We start from the raw sequence: 18398 nt of genomic DNA on the forward strand, positions 1-18398 counted from the left end.
TTCATCTGTCACATATCGATTTCGAGCCGCGAGCAGCGTGCCCGAGATACGCAGATCATCATCGATTCATTGGCTTCGCGTTCTTCCTCGTCGAGGACTCGGCAGCGGTGATCGACCTCGCCAGAAATCACCGGGGTTTCACAAGTGCCACAAGTGCCCTCCTGGCAGGATGAGATCACCGGTTCACCGGCTTCAGACAGGACCTGGAGGATGGACTTATCCGCGGGGACCTCGTACTCTTTCTCACTGAGCGCGAGGTAGACCTGGAAAGCGGTGTTCCCGGATTCCTGATCATTTTCGGTATTGGTGTCCTGTGGCTTGGTATCAGACATGAGGCTCACTTTTAGCTCCTTCTCGTTCCTGCGGTGTGCCGGGAATTGCAGTTGACCTAGGGTTTCCTGCCCCTGAGGGCCGGAATTGGGGGTCGGTTTTGTGTCTACTTGAGGTCGAAAAGTCGAATAGCGTTCTCCCGGAGGATCAGCGGTTTGACCTCTTCCTTGAACTCACGCTTGGCAAAGTCCTCGAGCCAACGGTCCGGGGTCAGCAGGGGGAAGTCACTACCGAAGAGCACCTTGTCCTTGATCAGGGTGTTTGAGTGCTGGACCAGCTTGTCCTCGAAGTACTTCGGTGACCAGCCGGAAAGGTCGATGTAGACGTTCTGCTTGTGGCGGGCCACCGCCAGTGCTTCGTCCTGCCAGGGGAAGGACGGGTGGGCGATAATGATCTTCATCTCCGGGAAGTCAACCGCAATATCGTCGTAGTACAGCGGGTTGGAGTAGCGGAGTCGGACGCCGCCACCACCTGGTGAGTTTCGGCCAATGCCGGTCTGACCCGAGTGGAAGAGGCCAACCAAGTTATGCTCGGCGATCAGCTCATAGAATTTATAGGCCATTGGATCATTAGGCTCGAAATCTTGGACACTCGGGTGAAACTTGAAGCCCTTGATGCCGTAATTCTCGATCAGGTCACGGGCCTCAGCCAGACCTGACTTTCCACGGTAGGGATCGATCGAGGCGAAGGGAATGAGCACATCGCTGTGCCGCTGTGCAGCCTCAGCGACCTCATCATTGGGAACTCGGACATCGCCCATGTGTCGCTCAGAGTCGACACCGAAGATCACAGCCATCATCTTGCGCTCGCGATAGTACTCAGCGGTGCCGTCTAGGTCGATGTTGACCAGGTCGGTTTTCCATCGCTTGGCTTGATCCGCGCGCGTGGCATCACCCACCTCGTCTTTGCCCTCTTTCACCGCACGGCTGCTGTTCAGCGCATGTGCGTGGACGTCGATCGCGTAGACCTGATCGAGGGTGAGTTTCTCGCTAGCCATGGGACTGGTTCTCCTTTGATGGGATGGTGTCGGTGATGCGGGTGTAATTGATGAGTTCGCTGACCAGCTGCTCACTGCCCTGTAGCGCCAGGTCTGTGACCAGGGCAGTCTGGACAGTACCCAAGTGCGGGAGCGCCAACTGCCGGAACTTCGCGGTGAGGGTCTCCCCGCGGGAGTTGAGGTCGCTGGCAGGTTCGCCCCTGTCAATGCTGGCTATCCACTCCCGTCCATCCGGGAACCGGATGTTTACCTGGATCCTGGTTTCGTTACCGATCAATGCCGGGTCGAAGTTCAGGTGGATCCGTTTCCGGAGTTCGCGGTACTGTTTATCCTGAAGATTGGGGGTGGAGAATGACTTCTCGGTACTCAGATCATGGCCGAGGGCAGCGAGTGCGAAGGTGGCGTGAAGGCTGAACTTCGCGTCATGAGGAGTCTGGGGATCTTCGATGGCACAAACATCGGCGAGTTTGGGACTCGCGATCAGTTCAATGCTTGCTCCTTCGAGTGAGCCGAGTTCGGCTCTTGCCTGATGGCCGATGTCGACCGAGGCCTGTGTCATGAAGCAGGAGGCATAGGTCTTATAGAGCATTCCTTCGATCGCGAACTCGAAGTGCGAAGGAACGTTGGAGGGTCCGGTTTCACCTCGGTAGTTGGAGATGAAACCGAAGTCACCGATGACGGCGCGGCCCGATGACTCAGAGATCTCAGCGAGCCCGGCGGCCATGGCCCCTGCTTGGCTGGCATTTCCCGCGTGCAGGGGCTTGGCCAGGGTTCCGAACATCGCTTTCAGTCCGGCGGATTGGGTGGCTGCGGTGTCCAGCGCACTGATCCACTGGACGTGATCCAGTCCCCGGAGGTAGCTGATTGCGGCGGCGGCGGCAAAGGTTCCGATGGTCCCGGTGGCATGCCAACCGGAGTCATAATGCCCCGGCATCACCTGGCGTGCCACCCAGTCCCCTGCTTCGGTCCCAATAACCAGCGCGGTGATGATCTCCGAGATGCTCGAGCCCTCATCGAATCCGACCCCCAGGACTGCCGGCAGAATGACGGCGCTGGGGTGACCAGAATAGGAGGGAAGCATGTCATCGAAGTCCAGGAGGTGACCGTTGAAGGCGTTGACCATCATGGCATCCCGCCAGTGCAGTCCCTGAGCTGTACCGATCACCGGGGAATCTCCGGTGGCAGGATCGAGCACGCTCAAGAATCGCTGAGCGGCAGGCTCGTTGGCCCCGGCGATCGCACATCCCAGCCAGTCCAGGAGACTGTGACGCGCGGTCTCCACCGCCCGGCTGCTCAGATCATTGCGCCCCAGGTTCCGGCATCGCTCAACCAGTTCGTTCAGCGATGTTTCGAGTTGCTGCTGCTCAGCGCGTGCGATCATGTCAGCTTCATGCTCACAGTCTTGGTCTGCAGGTACTCAGACACCGCGTGGGTGCCCTTCTCGCGACCGAAGCCACTACGCTTATAGCCACCAAAAGGTGCCTGGATACCGCCAGCGAAGAAGTCGTTGACGGAGACCTGGCCAGCCTGGATCTGTGCGGCGACGCGGTGGGCACGACCCAGGTTCTGGGTCCATAGGCCTGCGGTGAGACCGTACTGGGTGTCATTAGCGATCTGGACGGCTTCCTCCTCGGTGTCGAACTTAATCACCGAGAGCACCGGGCCAAAGATCTCTTCCTGCGCGATGCGCATACTGTTCTTCACGCCGACGAAGATGGTCGGCTGAATGAACTGGCCGGCGTCCAGCCCTTCACCAGTGGCACGGGCACCGCCGCCGGCGACCTCTGCGCCCTCAGCGCGACCGATCTCCAGGTATTCCTGAACCTTCTGGAACTGGGCAGCAGTGGTGATCGGACCCATTTGGGCATCCGAGGTGCCCGGGCCGAGCTTGATCTTGCTGTTGAGCTCAACAAGCTTATCGACGACCTGGTCATGCAGGGAGCTGTGCACCAGCAGGCGGGAGCCGGCCGCACAGACCTGACCGGCATTGATGTTAATTGCCATGAGTGAGCCACGGATGGCAGCTTCGAGCGGGGCATCCTCGAAGATGATGTTGGGAGCCTTTCCACCGAGCTCCAGGGTCAGCGGGTTCAGGTTCGCTGCGGAGGCCCGCATGATCTCCTGACCGGTGGGAACGGAACCGGTGAAGGTTACGCGACCGATGTCCGGGTGGCTGACCAAGGCGGCACCGGCATCCTTGCCCAGCCCGGTAACAACGTTGAACACGCCGGCTGGCAAGCCTGCCTCAAGAGCGATCTTGGCCAATTCAACGGTGGTGATTGACGTGTCCTCCGCAGGCTTGACCACGGCCGTGTTGCCGGCGATCAGTGCAGGGGCGACGCCACGGGCGGCCTGCTGGAAAGCGGCATTCCAAGGGACGATGTGGGCGGTGACGCCGAAAGGCTCTGAGCGGGTGTAGGAGATATGGGAATCTCCCAGCGGGATAGTCTCGCCACCGAGCTTGTCTGCCAGGCCGGCGTAGTACTCGAAGTAGCGTGCGGAGGTCATGACGTCGAACTGGGCGTCCATCCGCGACTTACCGTTGTCAAGAGACTCGAGGACGATCAGTCGCTCAGCATTTTCCTTGATCTTCTCGCTGATGGCGAGGAAGATGCGGCCCTTCTCGACGCCCGGCAAGTCGCGCCAAGCGGGGAAAGCAGCCTTAGCATTGGCGACGGCGTCATCAACCTCGCGCTGGCCACCGGCTTGGATTGAGGTCAGCACTTCGCCGTTGGCCGGGTTGATGCTCTCGAAGGTGGAGGTGGATCCCTCTTCGGCCATTCGACCGTCGATGAAAGAACCGTAGAAGGAGTTGATCTGGCGAACCTTGGTGTCTAGCACAGGGAACCTCCGTCAACCGGCAGGTTATGACCGGTGATCATGCTGGCCTCGCGGGAGGCGAGGAAGAGCGCAGCGTTGGACATATCGTCAGTGGTAGCCAGTCGGCCCATCGGGATGCCGGCAATGATCTTCGGTTGAATGACCTTTGCCATGTCACCGGGGGTGAATACAGCCTGCATCGGGGTTTCGGTGGCGACCGGGCAGATGGAGTTGACCCGGACATGCGGAGCGAACTCGATGGCCAGCGCGCGGGTGATCTGGACAGCTGCGCCCTTGGTGGCGGAGTAGGCCGAGTTTCCCGGGCGAGCGGTGAGGCCGGAGAGCGAGGCCGTGATGACCATGGAGCCGTTCTGCTCCTTGAGGTGCGGCATGGCGGCACGCGCCATGTGCCACGGGCCCTTGACATTGACCGCGTGCATCAAATCGAAGTGCTTCTCATCAGAGTCTTCTGCCTCGATGAGGGGCTTGACGGAAGTGGCCACACCGGCGTTGGCCCAAACGATGGAGAGTTTGCCATAAGTGTCCAGAGCTGCGGTAACTGCGTCCTGGTTGCCCTGAAGGCTTCCCACATCGGACTTAATCGCGATGGCCCGACCACCGGCTGCCTCAACCAGCTTCACAGTCTCCTGTGCGGCTGCCAAGTTAAGGTCCGCAACCACGATCTCTGCGCCTTCAGTGGCGAAACGGATAGCGCCGGTACGGCCCATGCCCGATCCACCGCCGGTGATGATTGCGACTTCGTTCTCCAAACGCATAGCTGTTCCTTTCAAAGTTGACCAACACCACTTAGTGTCGACTTGTTCGAGCATTTCTGCGTATCGAACATGACAATCACCCTACAAACGTGACACGCATCTCGTCAAGTGTCGACACAAAAGAATTTTTCCCCTAAGCTGACCCCACGCGGCTCAAGTCACAGAGCCAGCACGACATGACCTGCATCATTGCCAGAAGTCCCGAGAGAAGAGAAGCGCAGAAAACATGACTGAATCGCCTACCACCCCCGTAACCCCGAGCAACGGCCCCCTGAACGGGATCCGGATCCTTGACTTCACCCAGTTCCTGTCCGGCCCTTATGGAACACAGCTCCTCGGGGACATGGGTGCCGAGATCATCAAGGTAGAAGCCCCGGCAGGTGACCTCAGCCGTACCGTTCCGCCCCACTTCATCCGAGGTGACAGCGCCTACTTCCACACCATCAACCGGAACAAGCAGTCCATCGTCATCGACCTCAAGGCACCCGGTGCCTCCGATATCGTCCGTGATCTGATCGATAATTGTGATGTCATCGTGGAAAACTTCCGCCCCGGGGTGCTCTCCCGACTCGGTATCGACCGTGATGAAGAACTCAAGCGCACCCCCTCCCTCATCTGGTCCTCCATCAGCGGGTTCGGCCAGACCGGCCCCGACCGCGACCTCCCTGCCTACGACATGATCGTCCAGGCATTATCAGGAAGCATGAGCCTGACCGGTGAGCGCGGCGGAAGTCCGGTCCGCACTGGCCTGCCGGTGGGAGATCTGGCCGCTGGTCTGCACGCCGCCATCGGCATCCTCGCTGCACTGCACAACCTAAAAGAAACCGGCCAGGGAGAGTTCATCGACATCTCCATGCTCGACTGCCTGGTCGCGATGCTCAGTTACCAGGGCACCTACTATCTGGAGTCCGGTGAGGTGCCCGGACGTCAGGGCAGTGGTCACGATGCCATCCCCACCTACCGCCAGTTCACGGCTCAGGACGGCCGAGACATCGTGACCACGGCAAACACCGAACGGATGTGGCGGGCGATGGCAGAGGTTCTCGGCCATGCGGAACTGGTCGAAGATCCCCGCTTCCTCCGAAACAGTGACCGCCTACGCAACAAGGAGGCACTGTGGGCGATTATTGAACCCGCGTTCCTGGCTAAGCCCGCCCAAGAGTGGGTCGCCCTCTTCAATCAGGCCGGCATTCCCGTCGGGATGGTCAATGACCTTGACCTGGCGCTGTCCAACCCGCAGGTGCTACACCGCAATATGGTGGTCGAGCTTGAGGGGGAAAACGGCGCAACCGTCAAAACCCTGGGAAATCCGATCAAACTCAGTCGTTCGCCGCGGACCGCGGATACGTTTCCGCCGACCCTGGGAGAGCACACCGGTGAGATCCTGCGCGATGTCCTGCAGAAATCCTCTGCTGAGATTGATGAGCTTATCGCCTCAGGAATTGTCCAGAGCTCCCCGCTGAAGGAGCCTGATCTCTCCCGCTAGATTTCACCGTCAGCTACTGAACTTTCAGTGCCATTCCTCCGTGGGAATGGCACTGTTTTTTAGCCCAAATCAGATGAAGGGCCAGTTCCTGGGATCATCTCCGGTCAATGTCAGATAGGCATCCCGGATGATTCCCATAGACAGTGCCTGGGAGAGCTGTGTATCTCGGTGTTCAAAAGCCAGGATCAGACGTTGGTGGTCTCGGGAGGACTCCAGCATCCGTCCGGGGAGAGACATGGACTTTCGGCGAAGCCGCAGACTTGAGAGGCCAATGGAGTCAATGAAACCGGCGATGAGATCATTGCCGGCGATTAAGGTGGCACACTCACCGAAACCAATATTCGCCCAGAAAAAGGCGTTAACATCCCCGGATTCGCAGGCATCAACCATCTGCTGGACCTTCTCCCGCATCGGGTCGAGATCATTTCCCTGCCAATTGCGGCACACCGCCGCTGACATGAAACCGGTGAGAAGTGCTCGGGCATGATAGATCTGCTCAACCGGCACCTCCATGAAATCAGCGACTCGGGGGCGGCGACGGGCCGGAACGATGACCATATTCTGCTTCTCCAGCAGCAGCAGGGCCTCTCGGACCGGAGTTCGACTGGTACCGAACTGTTTCGCCAAGTCCACTGAATTCACTTCTTCACCGGGCAGTAACTTGCCCTCGATGATCCGGAATCCGACATCGCAGGCGATTTGCGCGACCAGGGACTCCTCACGGTCATTGACCCCGAGATTGCGCATCAGCAACAGCTTGAGTCCCTCCAGGAACTGCGGGTCGCTGCCTTCCCCCGTCGAATCCACGGTGGTCATCTCGTCTCCTCGTCGATCCGGACTTTGTTTAACCGGAGAGTACCTTGCGCCACTCTGAGCGTGAATTCCGGCGGGTGCACCCCATGAAAGTGTGTGAATTCAAGCTTTGAGCCGGGTATTGCCCACAACTCCCCCCACCCCTCCCCTGATTCGGTCATACTTGAATGCGACCGAGCCGGGATTGAGCAGGCATATCGGTGAGGAGCCCTCGCTGGAAAGGTAAGCTTGGGTCGTCCCAACAGACACACATTTAATTGGAGTGATTTCATGACCGAGCAGGAATTCCGCATCGAACACGACACCATGGGCGAGGTTAAGGTTCCCGCCCAGGCGCTGTGGAGTGCCCAGACCCAGCGTGCCGTTGAGAACTTCCCGATCTCCGGCCGCCCGCTGGAGTCTGCGCAGATCCGCGCCATGGGTCTGTTGAAGGCCGCCTGCGCCACCGTCAACGTGGAGCGTGGCCTGCTTGATGAGGAGAAGGGCAATGCGATCGTCGCCGCTGCCAAGGAGATCGCGGAGGGCATCCATGATGCCGAGTTCCCGATCGACGTGTTCCAGACCGGTTCTGGCACTTCCTCGAACATGAACACCAACGAGGTCATCGCTTCCATCGCCAAGCGCAATGGTGTGGAGATCCACCCGAACGATCACGTCAACATGGGCCAGTCCTCGAACGACACCTTCCCCACCGCCACCCATGTGGCCACCACCGAGGCTGCCGTCAAGCAGCTGCTGCCGGCGTTGAAGCAGCTGCACACCTCCCTGGACAACAAGTCCAAGGAGTGGAAGTCCGTGGTCAAGTCCGGCCGCACCCACCTGATGGATGCCGTCCCGGTCACCCTGGGCCAGGAGTTCTCCGGTTATGCCCGCCAGATCGAGCTGGGTATCCAGCGCGTTGAGTCCACCCTGCCGCGCGTCGGTGAGCTGCCGATCGGCGGCACCGCTGTGGGCACCGGTTTGAACACCCCGGCGGATTTCGGTGCCAAGGTCACCGCTGAGCTGATCAAGCTGACCGGCATCGAGCTGCTCTCCGAGGCGGAGAACCACTTCGAGGCCCAGGCCAACCGCGATGCCCTGGTCGAGATCTCCGGCGCACTGCGTACCGTCGCCGTGTCCTTCTACAAGATCGCCAACGATATCCGACTGATGGGCTCCGGCCCGCTGACCGGTCTGGGCGAGCTGCGCCTGCCGGACCTGCAGCCGGGTTCCTCCATCATGCCGGGCAAGGTCAACCCGGTGCTGTGCGAGACCGCCACCCAGGTCTCCGCCCAGGTCATCGGCAATGACGCCGCCGTCGCTTTCGGTGGCACCCAGGGCCAGTTCGAGCTCAACGTCTTCATCCCGATGATGGCCCGTAACGTCCTGGAGTCCATCAATCTGCTGGCCAACACCTCCCGCATTTTCGCGGAGCGCCTGGTCGACGGCCTGGAGGCCAATGTCGAGCACATGAAGCGGCAGGCTGAGTCCTCCCCCTCCATTGTGACCCCGCTGAACTCCGCGATCGGTTATGAGAACGCCGCCAAGGTCGCCAAGACCGCGCTGGCCGAGGGCAAGACCATCCGCCAGACCGTCATCGATCTCGGCTTCGTCGACGGTGAGACCCTGACTGAGGAAGAGCTGGACAAGCGTCTGGACGTCCTCGCGATGGCGAACACCGACCGCGACAAGTAAGCACCGCTGAGAAGCAGTCCGCCCGGCTTCCCCTTCTTGGGGAGGCCGGGCGTTGTCTATCAGCTGCTTATCGACGCCCCCGTATTAGTTCTGCAGGCCGAGCTGGTGGGTCAGATGCGCAGTCGGGGTGATCTTCAGTTCCTTGGCACGCTGGTCAATCTCTGAAATGGTGTCCAGTCCCCCGGCGTAGCTGAGGTGGAGCGAGGGCGAGATCGGGTGCGCACGTTCCAGGGCGAATCGGGCAGCGATCATCGCCAGACGCTGCAGCCCGTCCAATAGGTCAGTGCCAGTGGATACCTCCCGGGCGAGCATCAGGTGCCGGTTGGGCACGGCGAAGATGATGCCATTGGACTGATCCAGGTCAGGTGCCCGATCCCGAAGGAATTCCTCCAGGTAGAGCGGGGCGCTGCCGAGGTAGAAGCTATTGGATTCAAAGGACCAGAAGTGCGCTCCCGGCGCATTCTCGGTGCCCTGGTAGTGCACGACCTCGACCTCAGCGGCGCGAAGTTCACTGCGCAGGTTCGCCCCGGCGGCGCGATGCAGGCTGGGGAGGTCATCGAATTCCTCGGCGCGGTCCAGGGAGACAGTCTGGATGGTGTTCTCGGTGTCCAGCACCAGGGCTACCACGATATCGCGGGTGAAGGGGGCGATGGTCGCGGCGTCGACAATCTCCCGCTCCGGCTCGCTGAGTCCGGCGACCGGGGTGAGTTTCAGGCGGAGCCCGGCGTAGATCTCGGGGTCGCGCATGTTCTCGGTGCCGTCCTCGGTCATGATCGCCTGGACGAAGGCCGCAGCATGCTGCGGGATGGAATAGGGATTTTCATTGCCGGCGAGGGCGCGCACCAGATTGTCGAAGTTAATGCGGATCCGTCCCTTGGTGGGGTGGGTGATCACGCCGGCGGCGCCCTCAAAGTGGATGGCGGCCCCATGTTCGGCAAATTGGTGACGCAGTGCCTTGCGCAGTTCCAGGCCCTTTTCCTGACTCAGTCCCGGCACCACCGGCTGCCCCTTCTGACTGGCAGGCGTGCTGGTACCACCGGTGGCCGGCTTCGGTTTCCGGGAGCGGAACCTCTTGAAGAACATGTGAAACTCCCTGTCTTAAGGCACTTCGGAGCGGGTAGCCCTCTCTCCGCGACGTTAGCACCGGAGGCGGGCATCTGACAGGACCCTCACCCGGGGCATTGTGACCTGATCCACAAGCGCCTCCCCGACCACCCAATTGCACTGCGTGCAATATTGCACCCGGTGCACAATTGCACTAAGTTTACTCCTTGTGAACGACACTGAAGAACTTTCCCTCCGCGAGGCCAAGCGTCGGGCAACCCGCGCCGCCATCGAAGAACACGCCACCACCCTGGTGGCCGAACGGGGCATTGAAAATGTCACCGTGGAAGATATCTGCGCAGTGGTCGGGATCTCCAAGCGAACTTTCTTCAACTACGTCGATTCCAAGGAAACCGCCATCTTCGGCGATCCTCCCCGGCTCCCAACCGAGCAGGAGCGCCATGATTTCCTTGGCCGACGGCACGAAAACCTGCTGGGCACCGTCCTCGAGCTGTGCTCCGCGGTGGTGCTCTCCACTCAGCTTCTGGAAAGCCCGCACGGCGCCGAGATACTGCGCCGCCGCAAGGAAATCCGCCACCGCAGCCCCGAACTGATACTCCAACGACACGCCAGTTTCCATGAGATCCACCAGGCACTGCGTGATCTGTTGAAGGACTACTACCAGTCCTACCCGGATGCGCTGATCACCGGCTCCGCGGTGGAGCAGGAATCCGCCGCACTGATCTCCATCGCCTCCACCGCTCTACAACTGGGCTACATGAACTGGCTCACCGGCAACGACAGCTCCCCGGCGGCACTGGGGAATGCCTGCGCCAAAGCCCTGACCGACATCACCACCCTGATCAAAGGACGACCCGAATGAGCATTACCACTGACCCCGAGGTCGGGGCGCTGGAACGTGACCCGAAATCCAAACGCACCCTGAACCTGATCATCGCCTCGCTCATGCTCTCCATGCTGATGAGCTCCCTGAGCCAGATGATCTTCTCCACCGCCCTGCCGACCATCGTCGGTGAACTTGGCGGCGTCAACCACATGTCCTGGGTCATCACTGCCTTCCTGCTGGGCATGACCATCGCACTGCCGATCTTCGGCAAGCTCGGCGACCAGATCGGCCGCAAGGAACTGTTCATGGGCGCGATCATCGTGTTCATGATCGGTTCACTGATCGGTGGGCTCGCCCCGAACATGGGGGTCCTCATCGCGGCCCGCGCTATCCAGGGTCTGGCCGGTGGCGCCATGATGATCACCTCCCAGGCCATCACCGCCGAGGTGACCACCCAGCGTGAACGTGGCAAGTACATGGGCATCATGGGCTCGGTCTTCGGCGTCTCCTCCGTGCTGGGCCCGGTGCTCGGCGGCTGGTTCACCGATGGTCCCGGCTGGCGTTGGGGCCTGTGGCTCAATATCCCGCTGGGCCTGCTCGCCGTGATCAGCATTGCCCTGCTGCTCAAGCTGCCGCACCGTGAGCGCCATTTCCAGGCGGACTGGCTGGGCACCCTGACCATGGCCATCTCCACCGCTTCGCTGGTCCTCTTCGTCACCTGGGGTGGCAATGACTACGAGTGGACCGATCCCATAATCATCGGCCTGATCATCTCCTTCATCATCTTCGCCGTACTCTTCGTGTTCGTCGAGCTCAAGGCGAAGGACCCGATCATCCCGATGACGTTGTTCCAGAACCGCAACTTCATCCTGACCACCCTGGTGGGCCTGGGTATCGGTGTGTTCATGTTCGGCTCCCTGGCCTACCTGCCGACCTTCCTGCAGATGGTCCACGGCATGACCCCGACCAACGCCGGTCTGATGATGATCCCGATGATGGTCGGTCTGATGGGTACCTCCATCATCGTGGGCAACCTGATCTCCAAGTCCGGCCGCTACAAGTGGTACCCCTTCGTCGGTATGCTCGTCACCGGAGTCGCCCTGATCCTGCTGAGCACGCTGACCCCGGAGACCTCCCTGCTCACCATCGGCGTCTTCTTCTTCATCTTCGGTTTCGGTATCGGCTGCGCCATGCAGGTCCTCGTCCTGATCGTGCAAACCTCCTTCCCGATGGCCATGGTCGGTACCGCCACCGGCGCCAACAACTTCTTCCGTCAGGTCGGCGGATCCCTGGGTTCCGCCCTGGTTGGTGGCATGTTCATCGGCAACTTGACCACCAATCTTCCGGAGAACCTGCAGCCGGCCATCGCCGGTATGGGTGAGGAAGGCGCGGTCTACGCGGAGCAGTTCGCTTCTGCTGAAGGTGCCAACAGCCTGACCCCGGCTCTGATCTCCCAGCTTCCGGAGGTCCTGCAGGACGCCATCCAACTGTCCTACAATGACGCGCTGACCCCGGTCTTCCTGATGATGTTCCCGCTGGCCTTCCTGTCCGCGGCCCTGCTGCTCGGCATCAAGGAAAAGACCCTGAGCAATAAAGTCGAGACCATTTCCCCGGTCGTACCGGCGGAAACTGCCGACAACTCATAATCTGCGACCCCAACAGCTCCGGCCCCACACCATGAAGGTGTGGGGCCGGAGCTGTTGTCTTGTTCAGAAATGGATTCCCAGTGTCTTCCCAGACGCTCTTCCTAGACCGTCTTCCTAGACCGTCTTCCTAGACGCTGATGTCGGGCTTGGGCAGCAGCTTCTCCCAGATGGCGGTGTCTCGCCATTGGCCCTTCAACTCCCCATAGGGCATCTTCGCCAGGTGGCGCAGGGTGCCCACCTTCTCGAAACCACGGGACTCGTGCAGCTTCACTGAGCCCTCGTTCTCCGGGAAGATCCAGGAGTGGATACCCCACTTGCCCAGCTGCTGGCACTCCTCGATCAGCCGGTCCAGGAGTCCACCGGCAATGCCACGACCCTGGGCACCTTTACGGATGTAGATCGAATCCTCGACGACACCATAAAAGACCTCACGATGGGAGATCGGGGCCGCTGACACCCAGCCGATCACCCGGCTCTCATCCTCGAGCTCCACCGCGACGAGGACGGTTCCCTCAATCTTCCGGCTCTTGAACTCCTCCCAGGTCGGCGCATGCCGTTCATAGGTGGCATGTCCGGTTTCCAGGCCCTGGACATAAATCTCCTGGACCTGTGGGAAATCCTCCGGTCGGATTGGACGGATGTTGAAAGTTACTTCAGCCATGCCCACAATTGTCCCCTTGCCCCCTCGGTCTCTGCAATCTCTGGGCCGAAAATGTGATCAGTGCGATTCCAGCAGGTTGGTCACCAGCTCCGCGATCGCGGAACGCTCAGAACGCTGCAGGGTGACGTGGGCGAAGAGCTCATGCCCCTTCAGCGTTTCGATGACCGCCTGTACACCGTCATGGCGTCCGACCCGGAGGTTATCGCGCTGGGCGACATCGTGGGTGAGCACCACCCGGCTTCCCCTGCCCAGGCGGGAGAGCACGGTCAACAAGACATTGCGCTCCAGGGACTGCGCCTCATCGACGATGACGAAGGAATCATGCAGGCTACGACCCCGGATATGGGTCAGCGGAAGCACCTCAATCAGGTTTCTTTCCATGATCTCCTCCATGACATTCTGGGAGATCAGCCCCTCAAGGGTGTCAAATACCGCCTGTGCCCAGGGGTTCATCTTCTCGGACTCACTGCCAGGCAGATAGCCGAGATCCTGGCCGCCCACCGCATAGAGCGGACGGAAAACCACGATCCGCTTGTGCTCCTGACGTTCCAGCACCGCCTCCAATCCGGCGCACAGTGCCAGTGCGGACTTACCGGTGCCCGCCCGACCACCGATGGAGAGAATGCCGACGGCCTCATCCATCAACAGATCCAGGGCGATCCGCTGCTCCGCGGAACGACCCTGCAGCCCGAAAGCCTGCTGATCGCCCCGCACCAGCCGCAGCGAACCGTTTGTGCCCACCCGCGCCAGCGCCGACTGGGTACCGGTGAGCAGGGTGACACCGCAGTGGACGGGCAGGTCCTCCACTGGAGTGCCATCGGTGGCCTCGGCCCCGTCAAGCTCAACCTCGCCCTCCTTGAAGAGCTTATCGACGACCCCGGAATCGGTGTGCACGGTCACCATGCCCGAGTAGCCCGTCAGGACCACATCCTCGGCGTGGTATTCATCGGCGGCCAGTCCGACCGCGCCAGCCTTGACACGCAGCGGGATATCCTTGGTCACCAGTACCACATCCGCGCCCTCGGCCTGGAGGTTCAGAGCACAGGCCAGAATCCTGACGTCACCTTCCGCACCACGGAATGCCGAGGGCAGCAGTGACTGATCCTGGTGGTTGAGTTCGACACGCAAATATCCGCCCTCGGCAGACACCGGTACGGGGATATCGAGACGTTTGTGGGTGGAGCGCAGTTCCTCAAGCAGCCGCAGGGCCTGACGGGCAAACCAGCCAAGCTCGGGGTGATGGCGTTTACCCTCCAGTTCTGTCACCACAACCAGGGGAAGCACCACATCATGCTCCGCGAACTTGCGCAGCGACCAGGGGTCGGAGAGCAGGACGGAGGTGTCAATGACGTAAGTGCGGATAGCGGTATCCGGGGTGGTGGCACCTTTGATGCGATCCAGCTCGGCGATATCAGTCGTTCGGTTGAACATTCGTGCGGCTCCCTCCGGAGCCCGCCGGGTACCCGGCGGGCCGCGGCTGACAACGGCAAGAGCTGGAGCCACGCCTGCCCAGAGCCGGTACCGACACCCGGCGGACGCTACCGGGCGGGCAGCTCCGAAATGTGAGGGAGATCTTCCTGCTCTAGGTTCCGCCCGGTTGCCCAAAGGCTAGCGGGGTCAGGTGGAACTTACATGGTTGGAAGATGAACCCTCGGTAAAGAGACTTAGTTCGTCTGAATATCGGCGCTGAAGTTACCGGAGCCGTCGTTGACCCAGTTGATGACACCCTGGGTGAACTCCTGGGTCCAGCCGGTGCCCTCAGCGTTGGCTTCCTCCGGAGCGGTCGGCAGTCCCACCCCGGCGGTCAGGCCACCCTCACCGATCCAGGTCTCAGCGATCATGCCGATCAACGGCTGCGCGCCACCCTCCTCGGAGTTGACGATGTAGCCCTCCTCGAAGGTCACCAGGGATTCGCCGTTGGGCCCCTCCTCAATTGCGGTGGGGGCACTGAACCCAGCTTGCTCAGCGGCACTGACCACCGAGGTGGGGACCGTGAGCATCGAGCCGTCCGCAGCTTCAACCTCGGTGGACCCACCGCTTCCCTCACCTGCTCCCGAGTCCGCGCCATCGGCACCATCGGCCGACCCAGCACCTTCGGAGGAGTCCGCGCCTTCGGCACCATCGGCCGGCTCAGCACCTTCGGAAGAATCGGCACCATTGCCTGAGGTGGCATCGTCAATGGCCGAGCCAGCTGCCCCGGTGGCGGAAGATGCCGCATCGCCGGCCTGGTTGGCGGCGTCTTCTGCCTGGGAACAGGCCACCACACTCATCGACAGGGTCATCACAGCAGCACCAGCGAGGATCCGGGTGCGCAAGGTCTTTCGGTTCTGGGACATCTCCATGAGCCTTTCGTAGTGGGTTGAAAGTGATCCCCATTATTGACGTAGATCACATAAAATTTCACGAATGGTCCAAATCGTTAGGATCCCGCTACCAAGTTGACACTAAAGTGTCACCTTCCCTTATGTCGCCGCGGCGCATTCCCCCGCTTGGCACCTCCCTTGAATCCGCCCTTGTTATTGCTGCGGGCAGCCGGCTTCTCCGCAGCGCGACGTGCCTGTTTGGCCAGAGCTTTCTCCCGGGCGCTGAGCCTGGGGGCTATCTGCCGGGAGGAGTTGAGGGTGCGTCCCTTGGCGATCCCGACGAAATCCTGGATCGCGTCGCTGTCCCCCTCCTGCCGCCAGGCCAGGGCGATCTGGGTTTGTGGAATGCCGTCCGCGGAATAGGTGCGGGGTACCACCAGTTTCTTGCTCAGCACCTTGATCAGGGGTTTGGGAGCGATAACGACACCGACATTGGCGGCGACGATCTGCAGGGCATCGCGGACGGCAACAACATCAACCTCGCCGTTGTCCGGGACCTGGTAGTTTATGATCTCCCCGGCGATATCCTCCGCCGAGACTGGCCCGGTGATCAGCGTCAGTTCGCTGTCCCTGGGCAGCGCGACCCCGTATTCCTCCTGGTAGAGCTCCACGACGTGGAACTGCTCCGGATCCAGGCGGTGGTCCGGCAGGCGCACCAGGGCGAGCTGGGCGGAGGCGTCGATAAGCGCGGCGAGGGGGTCCTCGGACTCCCAGGCCTCTAAACGGCCGTGGCGGGTGCGCTCCTGGAAGCGCTCGAACCACTTGCCAGGTTCAGTGCCGGTGACGAAACTTAAGGTCAGCATGCTTGGAATGCTACCGTTGTGAGCGTGAACGAAGAATCTGCCCGCACCCCGTCCGGTATTGCGATGAAGCCGCAGACCGCGGCGAAGAAACTCGGCATCTATCTGCCGGCCACCCCAGAGGAGTTCCGTAACGGCGCTGTGACCCACTGGGACCTCAAGGCGCTCCAAGACAACCCGCCGGAGTGGCTGGCCGAACTGCGCCGCACCGGCCCACACCCGCGCCCCATCGTTGCCCAGAAGCTCGGCATCACCATCGCCGCACTCAAGCGCAATGACCTGGACCAGCCGCTGACCACCGCCGAGATCAAAGCGCTGCTGGAGAACCAGCCCGAGTGGCTGAGCAAGGCCCGCACCGCACTGGCGGAAGGCCGCGCTGAACAGACCGTCGAGGGCGAGGCAACCGCCGAGACTGAGGCTCCCGAAGCCTAGAAGCTCTGACGGTCGAGCCAGGCGATGAGCTTGGCTTCCCGCGCAGAGTGCGCCGCAGCGGTCCAGGTAACCAGCTTTTCCGCCACCACGCGGCCATCGCGGAGATAGCTCACCCGGTCGCCGTGGGCGGCACAGCTCCGAGCATGGACGACCATGACGATGCTGCTACCTGTCTCAGGCACCGCGCTGAGCGCCTCCATCACCTCCCCACTCATCGCGGACGTCAAGGCCCCGGTGGGTTCATCGGCAAAGAGCACCGCAGGCCGCGCGATCAACCCACGACAGATGGCCGCACGCTGCAGGTGCACCATCAACTCCGCCGCCCGGTTTCCGGGTGCCGCCTTGAGCCCGGGCAGCAGAATATTGTCGCGGATGTTCAGATTCACCAGGAAATGCGCCTGCTGGAAAATAAATCCCAGCTGTGTCAGCCGCAGCCTGCTCAATTCCTTCTCCCGCATCCCGGACAACTCCCGGCCCGCGATATCCACACTGCCGGCGCTGAGGGCATCGAGGCCGCCGAGACAGTGCAGCAGCGTAGATTCCCCGGAGCCCGAAGCCCCCATCACCACCAGGAACTCGGAAACTGATGCCTTTCATGACACGACCTTGGGCGTTCGTGGCGAGGTGTGGGTGCGGCGCGAAAGTCGATATGAGTTCAACTTCTATTCTCACAGCTCAAGACCTGCCGAGACATCCGGGCAGGACCTGATTTCTCCCCTAAAGGGGGTCGGCGATCCAGCTTTGGGTCCCGCTGGCCTTAGCGCGGCAACTGGCTCTACCTGCTGATCTCGCTTTCCATCTCCCGCACCGCAGCTTTGATGAGCTGGGCAAACCACTCCTGGGGCGCGGTGCGGCGGCGCTTCCGACGCGTCATCATGGACACCTCCATCGGTGCGACATGCCCCGGCGGATCCAGCAACTGCAGCTGGCCACTGAGACCCATCCGGTAGATCACCGCAGAGGGAATCAGTCCGAGCAGTTCAGAATGCATCACCACCTGGGGGATTGAGGTGATCCGGGTCCCCATGATTCCGGTCTCCAATTCCTGCCCCGCATGCAGGATCTTCTCTTCCGGGACAGCATGCCCCACCGAGGCGTTGACCTTCATGAATCGCTCCGAAGCCATCTGCTCGAGAGTGATTGTTCCCTGGATCCGGGGATGCTCCTTCCTGGCGAGCACCACGTACTCATCCCGGAAGATCACCGTCCGTTCCACCTGATCCGAGTGCAGGTAGGGAGTCTGGATGGCAACATCAAGCTCGCCGGAGACCAGTTTCTCGTGAACCAGGGACACGTCCAATGGATCGACCCGAAGCTGTGCCTGCGGGGCCTGCTGCCCGAGCATTTTCTGGATCCACGGCAGGAAAGCCACCTCACCCAGATCTGAGAGCATCAGGGTGAATACCCGGCGCGTCTGCTCGGGAATAAACTCACCGCCGAAGATCTCGGTGGTGCGGATCAGGTCGAGCGCCGCCCGGAGATCCGGATATATCTTCTTCGCCCGTTCAGTCGGGTACAGCAGATTCCGATCTCGGTAAAACAACTGGTCATTATAGGTTTTTCGCAGCTGCTTGAGGGAATAGCTCACGGTTGGCTGGGAAAGTTGCAGCTCCTCGGCCGCCCGACTGATTCCTTGGACCTCATAGATCAAACAGAAGGTCCGGATGAGGTTCAGGTTTACGTCATTATCCATTATGTATAGAAATCCT

The 18398-nt window shown here is 61.1% G+C and carries 18 protein-coding genes; 5 read left to right on the top strand and 13 right to left on the bottom strand.

What is annotated here, in order from left to right:
* Window positions 1-8: 8 nt before the first annotated feature.
* The 5 genes from ACTU46_RS05870 to ACTU46_RS05890 form a co-directional block, all read right to left on the bottom strand.
* On the bottom strand, window positions 9-332 hold the full coding sequence (locus tag ACTU46_RS05870; protein ID WP_443380298.1) for a 2Fe-2S iron-sulfur cluster-binding protein: 324 nt from the start codon (window positions 330-332) through the stop codon (window positions 9-11).
* A gap of 104 nt (window positions 333-436) precedes the next feature.
* Window positions 437-1327, bottom strand: a complete 891-nt coding sequence (locus ACTU46_RS05875; RefSeq protein ID WP_443380300.1) for an amidohydrolase family protein — start codon at window positions 1325-1327, stop codon at window positions 437-439.
* Window positions 1320-2708, bottom strand: coding sequence for an MmgE/PrpD family protein (locus tag ACTU46_RS05880; RefSeq protein ID WP_443380301.1), 1389 nt, complete (start codon window positions 2706-2708; stop codon window positions 1320-1322). Before ACTU46_RS05880 ends, ACTU46_RS05875 begins: the two co-directional genes overlap by 8 nt.
* Entirely contained in the window at window positions 2705-4168 is a 1464-nt protein-coding gene (locus ACTU46_RS05885) for an aldehyde dehydrogenase family protein (protein ID WP_443380302.1), read from the bottom strand. Before ACTU46_RS05885 ends, ACTU46_RS05880 begins: the two co-directional genes overlap by 4 nt.
* Window positions 4162-4923 carry a glucose 1-dehydrogenase gene (locus ACTU46_RS05890; RefSeq protein WP_443380303.1) on the bottom strand — a complete coding sequence of 254 codons (762 nt, stop codon included), beginning with the start codon at window positions 4921-4923 and terminating at the stop codon, window positions 4162-4164. The genes ACTU46_RS05885 and ACTU46_RS05890 overlap by 7 nt, the downstream gene beginning before the upstream one ends.
* A gap of 226 nt (window positions 4924-5149) precedes the next feature.
* Between ACTU46_RS05890 and ACTU46_RS05895 the strand changes: the two genes are divergently transcribed.
* Window positions 5150-6409, top strand: coding sequence for a CaiB/BaiF CoA transferase family protein (locus ACTU46_RS05895; RefSeq protein WP_443380304.1), 1260 nt, complete (start codon window positions 5150-5152; stop codon window positions 6407-6409).
* 69 nt (window positions 6410-6478) lie between these two features.
* Here the strand turns inward: ACTU46_RS05895 and ACTU46_RS05900 are convergent, their stop codons facing one another.
* Window positions 6479-7225 carry a GntR family transcriptional regulator gene (locus ACTU46_RS05900; RefSeq protein ID WP_443380305.1) on the bottom strand — a complete coding sequence of 249 codons (747 nt, stop codon included), beginning with the start codon at window positions 7223-7225 and terminating at the stop codon, window positions 6479-6481.
* 267 nt (window positions 7226-7492) lie between these two features.
* Between ACTU46_RS05900 and ACTU46_RS05905 the strand changes: the two genes are divergently transcribed.
* Window positions 7493-8896, top strand: a complete 1404-nt coding sequence (locus tag ACTU46_RS05905; protein WP_443380306.1) for a class II fumarate hydratase — start codon at window positions 7493-7495, stop codon at window positions 8894-8896.
* An 84-nt stretch (window positions 8897-8980) separates the two neighbouring features.
* Here ACTU46_RS05905 and ACTU46_RS05910 read toward each other — a convergent pair whose 3' ends face one another.
* The gene (locus tag ACTU46_RS05910) at window positions 8981-9979 is read right to left on the bottom strand and encodes a hypothetical protein (RefSeq protein ID WP_443380307.1); all 999 of its coding nucleotides are present in this window, start codon (window positions 9977-9979) and stop codon (window positions 8981-8983) included.
* A 190-nt stretch (window positions 9980-10169) separates the two neighbouring features.
* On the opposite strand from ACTU46_RS05910, the gene ACTU46_RS05915 reads away from it, so the two are divergent.
* Both ACTU46_RS05915 and ACTU46_RS05920 read left to right on the top strand, forming a co-directional pair.
* Window positions 10170-10823: a TetR/AcrR family transcriptional regulator gene (locus ACTU46_RS05915; RefSeq protein WP_443380308.1), complete on the top strand. Its 654-nt coding sequence runs from the start codon at window positions 10170-10172 to the stop codon at window positions 10821-10823.
* Window positions 10820-12433, top strand: coding sequence for an MDR family MFS transporter (locus tag ACTU46_RS05920; RefSeq protein WP_443380309.1), 1614 nt, complete (start codon window positions 10820-10822; stop codon window positions 12431-12433). Before ACTU46_RS05915 ends, ACTU46_RS05920 begins: the two co-directional genes overlap by 4 nt.
* A gap of 127 nt (window positions 12434-12560) precedes the next feature.
* On the opposite strand, the gene ACTU46_RS05925 is transcribed toward ACTU46_RS05920, so the two are convergent.
* From ACTU46_RS05925 to ACTU46_RS05940, 4 genes are all read right to left on the bottom strand, one after another.
* A complete protein-coding gene (locus ACTU46_RS05925) occupies window positions 12561-13094 on the bottom strand; it encodes a GNAT family N-acetyltransferase (RefSeq protein ID WP_443380310.1) in 534 nt (177 codons plus the stop codon).
* A 57-nt stretch (window positions 13095-13151) separates the two neighbouring features.
* Window positions 13152-14525, bottom strand: a complete 1374-nt coding sequence (locus ACTU46_RS05930; protein WP_443380311.1) for a PhoH family protein — start codon at window positions 14523-14525, stop codon at window positions 13152-13154.
* Window positions 14526-14758: 233 nt separating this feature from the next.
* A complete protein-coding gene (locus ACTU46_RS05935) occupies window positions 14759-15430 on the bottom strand; it encodes an LGFP repeat-containing protein (RefSeq protein ID WP_443380312.1) in 672 nt (223 codons plus the stop codon).
* 116 nt (window positions 15431-15546) lie between these two features.
* Entirely contained in the window at window positions 15547-16260 is a 714-nt protein-coding gene (locus ACTU46_RS05940; protein ID WP_443380313.1) for a LysR family transcriptional regulator substrate-binding protein, read from the bottom strand.
* A 63-nt stretch (window positions 16261-16323) separates the two neighbouring features.
* Here ACTU46_RS05940 and ACTU46_RS05945 point away from each other — a divergent pair, with 63 nt between their 5' ends.
* Window positions 16324-16689: a DUF5997 family protein gene (locus ACTU46_RS05945; protein WP_443380412.1), complete on the top strand. Its 366-nt coding sequence runs from the start codon at window positions 16324-16326 to the stop codon at window positions 16687-16689.
* Here ACTU46_RS05945 and ACTU46_RS05950 read toward each other — a convergent pair.
* Both ACTU46_RS05950 and ACTU46_RS05955 read right to left on the bottom strand, forming a co-directional pair.
* The gene (locus ACTU46_RS05950; protein ID WP_443380314.1) at window positions 16686-17258 is read right to left on the bottom strand and encodes an ABC transporter ATP-binding protein; all 573 of its coding nucleotides are present in this window, start codon (window positions 17256-17258) and stop codon (window positions 16686-16688) included. The genes ACTU46_RS05945 and ACTU46_RS05950 overlap by 4 nt on opposite strands.
* Window positions 17259-17464: 206 nt before the next feature.
* The gene (locus ACTU46_RS05955) at window positions 17465-18382 is read right to left on the bottom strand and encodes a LysR family transcriptional regulator (protein ID WP_443380315.1); all 918 of its coding nucleotides are present in this window, start codon (window positions 18380-18382) and stop codon (window positions 17465-17467) included.
* Between the last annotated feature and the right edge of the window lie 16 nt (window positions 18383-18398).

Origin of the sequence: Corynebacterium sp. A21 (genome assembly GCF_052266655.1) — a bacterium.
GTDB lineage: Bacteria > Actinomycetota > Actinomycetes > Mycobacteriales > Mycobacteriaceae > Corynebacterium.

Bases quoted from the DNA above. Each gene is read 5' to 3' on its own strand.
- ACTU46_RS05880 (WP_443380301.1), bottom strand. From the start codon at position 2,708: ATGATCGCACGCGCTGAGCAGCAGCAACTCGAAACATCGCTGAACGAA.
- ACTU46_RS05930 (WP_443380311.1), bottom strand. From the start codon at position 14,525: ATGTTCAACCGAACGACTGATATCGCCGAGCTGGATCGCATCAAAGGT.
- ACTU46_RS05935 (WP_443380312.1), bottom strand. From the start codon at position 15,430: ATGTCCCAGAACCGAAAGACCTTGCGCACCCGGATCCTCGCTGGTGCT.
- ACTU46_RS05925 (WP_443380310.1), bottom strand. From the start codon at position 13,094: ATGGCTGAAGTAACTTTCAACATCCGTCCAATCCGACCGGAGGATTTC.
- ACTU46_RS05900 (WP_443380305.1), bottom strand. From the start codon at position 7,225: ATGACCACCGTGGATTCGACGGGGGAAGGCAGCGACCCGCAGTTCCTG.
- ACTU46_RS05870 (WP_443380298.1), bottom strand. From the start codon at position 332: ATGTCTGATACCAAGCCACAGGACACCAATACCGAAAATGATCAGGAA.
- ACTU46_RS05910 (WP_443380307.1), bottom strand. From the start codon at position 9,979: ATGTTCTTCAAGAGGTTCCGCTCCCGGAAACCGAAGCCGGCCACCGGT.
- ACTU46_RS05905 (WP_443380306.1), top strand. From the start codon at position 7,493: ATGACCGAGCAGGAATTCCGCATCGAACACGACACCATGGGCGAGGTT.
- ACTU46_RS05940 (WP_443380313.1), bottom strand. From the start codon at position 16,260: ATGCTGACCTTAAGTTTCGTCACCGGCACTGAACCTGGCAAGTGGTTC.
- ACTU46_RS05875 (WP_443380300.1), bottom strand. From the start codon at position 1,327: ATGGCTAGCGAGAAACTCACCCTCGATCAGGTCTACGCGATCGACGTC.
- ACTU46_RS05920 (WP_443380309.1), top strand. From the start codon at position 10,820: ATGAGCATTACCACTGACCCCGAGGTCGGGGCGCTGGAACGTGACCCG.
- ACTU46_RS05945 (WP_443380412.1), top strand. From the start codon at position 16,324: ATGAAGCCGCAGACCGCGGCGAAGAAACTCGGCATCTATCTGCCGGCC.
- ACTU46_RS05895 (WP_443380304.1), top strand. From the start codon at position 5,150: ATGACTGAATCGCCTACCACCCCCGTAACCCCGAGCAACGGCCCCCTG.
- ACTU46_RS05890 (WP_443380303.1), bottom strand. From the start codon at position 4,923: ATGCGTTTGGAGAACGAAGTCGCAATCATCACCGGCGGTGGATCGGGC.
- ACTU46_RS05955 (WP_443380315.1), bottom strand. From the start codon at position 18,382: ATGGATAATGACGTAAACCTGAACCTCATCCGGACCTTCTGTTTGATC.